Raw genomic sequence first — 2,479 nt, 5'->3', positions numbered from 1 at the left:
TACCCCGATACGATCGAGGCTCCGGCGGTCATCACGACCGTCAATCCGCCCTCCGATCTGGTGGCGCGCTACGACGGGCTGATCGACACGCTCTGCGTCAGCGACCGTGAGCGCGTCGAACGGGGAGAGCTCATCGCCGTGCTGCGCAACGCCGCGAAGCGGCAGGACGTGGAACGCCTCTCGGCGCATCTGCGTGCCGCCGACACGCTCGCGCCCGCCGCCCTCGCAGCCAGTCCGTGGCTCGACGGGGAATATGCGCTCGGGGAGCTGCAATCCGCCTTCGCCGACCTCCAAAGCCGCTGCCGCGACTACCGCCACTACCTTGCGACGGACAATATCGCCCGCAAAAAAGAGCTTCTGCGCGAACAGATCGCCAAAAACCGTGAGTATTATGCCAAGCTCGAACGGCAGCGGTCGCTGCTGTCGCAGGACCTCGACTACGGGCGCCGCACGCTGGAGCGGGATTCGCTGCTTCTGGCCGAAGCCGTGATCTCCGCCGCCGACTACGAAGCCACGGCCCAGAACTACCTCTCGAAGCAGAACACCCAAGCGGGGTTCGATGCCACGCTCACTTCGACCGAGCTGCAAATCATCCAGTCGGAGCAACAGCTGGTCGAACTGACGCTCCAGCAGGAAAACGAAACGGCGGAATACGAGCGGGCGCTGGAACAGAGCCGCCAGCAGCTCGCGGCCCAGATCGCCCAATGGCGGCAGCAGTATGTGCTGGAGGCCCCGGTCGCCGGACGTGTAACGCTCATGAACTATTGGAGCGGGAATCAGCATGTCGCCGTCGGCGACAAACTGGCGAGCATCGTTCCCGACGGCGCGACGGAGGTCATCGGGCGCCTGCAGGTCCCCTCGGCGGGCTTCGGCAAAGTGAAGGTCGGCCAAGGGGTGAACGTGAAGCTCAACGGCTATCCCTACATGGAGTTCGGCGTGCTGCGGGGCCGGATACGCTCGCTTTCGGCCGTGCCGGAACAGATACAGACCCAGAGCGGTACGGCCGTCGTCTACACCGCCGAGGTCGTCTTCCCCGACGGAATGACGACTTCGTACAAGCGCGAGCTGCCGATGATTCAGCGGATGGACGGCACGGCCGAGATCGTAACCGAGGACATGCGGCTGATCGAACGCTTCATCCAGCCCGTCGTGTCGCTTTTCAAAAACCGATGAGCCGTATGAAACGAACGTACATCGTACCGCTCGGACTGCTGCTGCTCTCCTGCACGCCCGGCCTCGCGCAGGAACGACGCTGGACGCTGGAAGAGTGCATCGCGCATGCCTACGAGCACAACATCGAAATAAAGACGCAGGAGCTCACGGCCGCGGAGAAACGCATCGCCCTCGCCGAATCGAAGTGGAGCTATGCCCCCGACCTCTCCGTATCGAACAGTTCATCCCTCGCGACGGGGCGCGTGCTCGATGAGACGACCTACGAATTCGTGGAGAACGAGACCGTGGCGGGCAACAGCTCTTCGCTCGGGGCGAATATCCTGCTCTTCGGAGGGCTGAAGAACTACTACAACCTCAAACGCGCGCAGCTCGACCTGCGGTCGTTGCTGCTCGCCGTGGAGAAGATGCGCAACGACGTGAGGATGAACGTTACGGCCTATTATCTGGAGATCCTGTGTGCCGAGGAGACGATCCGCGACGCCGAACAGGTCGTGGCGGAACTGAGGATACAGGAAGAGAAGACGGCGAAGAAGGTCGAGGCCCGCAAGGTTACGACGGCCGATTTGCTGCAAATCCGCTCGCAATTAGCCGATGCGGAGAACGACGTGCTGACCGCGCGGAACACCTACGACATCGCGCGGCTCGATCTCTGCCAGCTGCTCGAAATCGAAGACTATACGACCTTCCGGACCGTTGCGCCCGATGTCGGGGTGCCGGCTCGTTCCGGCATCGCGGACAGTCCGGCGGAAGTGTTCGACGCTGCGCGGGAATTGCCCGAACTGGAGGCGGCGCGCGTGGGGGTCGACATGGCCCGACGCGACCTGCAGATCGCACGCACGGCCTATTGGCCGACGCTCTCGCTCTCTGCGGGCTACGGGTCGAGCTATTCCGACGTGCGGCAGAAGATGTTCCGGAATCCCGACGGCACCTATCGGTATGAGGCATATCCGTTTTTCGAGCAGTACCGGGACAATGCGAGCAGCTATGTGTCGCTGTCGCTCAGCATCCCGATTTTCGGGAAGTTCACGATCCGCAAGAACGTGCAGCGGCAGAAGCTCGCCATACGGCAGGCCGAATACGCCCTGCGAACGGCCGAGAAACAGGTGGAAAAGGAAGTTACGCAGGCGCTCATCGACGCCCGAACGGCGTGGGAGCGATACCGCGGAGCGCAGCGATACGTCGCCTCGGCCGAGGAGGCCGCCCGGCAGATCGCACGCAAGTACGACCTCGGCGCCGCGACCGTAACGGACTACAACGCCGCGGTCTCCGCACAGGTCAAGGCCCGTTCGCAACTCTTGCAGGCCAA

The 2,479-nt window shown here is 63.3% G+C and carries 2 protein-coding genes; both read left to right on the top strand.

Annotated features, from left to right (window positions below):
- Positions 1 to 1,173, top strand: a 1,173-nt coding sequence (locus tag BN3659_RS12545; RefSeq protein WP_091537348.1) for an HlyD family secretion protein, incomplete at its 5' end; no start/stop codon positions are given.
- A gap of 5 nt (positions 1,174 to 1,178) precedes the next feature.
- Positions 1,179 to 2,479: TolC family protein (locus BN3659_RS12540; RefSeq protein WP_091537346.1), on the top strand; the 1,301-nt coding region annotated here is incomplete at its 3' end.

Source organism: Alistipes sp. CHKCI003 (assembly GCF_900021155.1).
Lineage (GTDB): Bacteria > Bacteroidota > Bacteroidia > Bacteroidales > Rikenellaceae > Alistipes > Alistipes excrementavium.
This window is presented reverse-complemented; position numbering and strand designations above follow the sequence as displayed.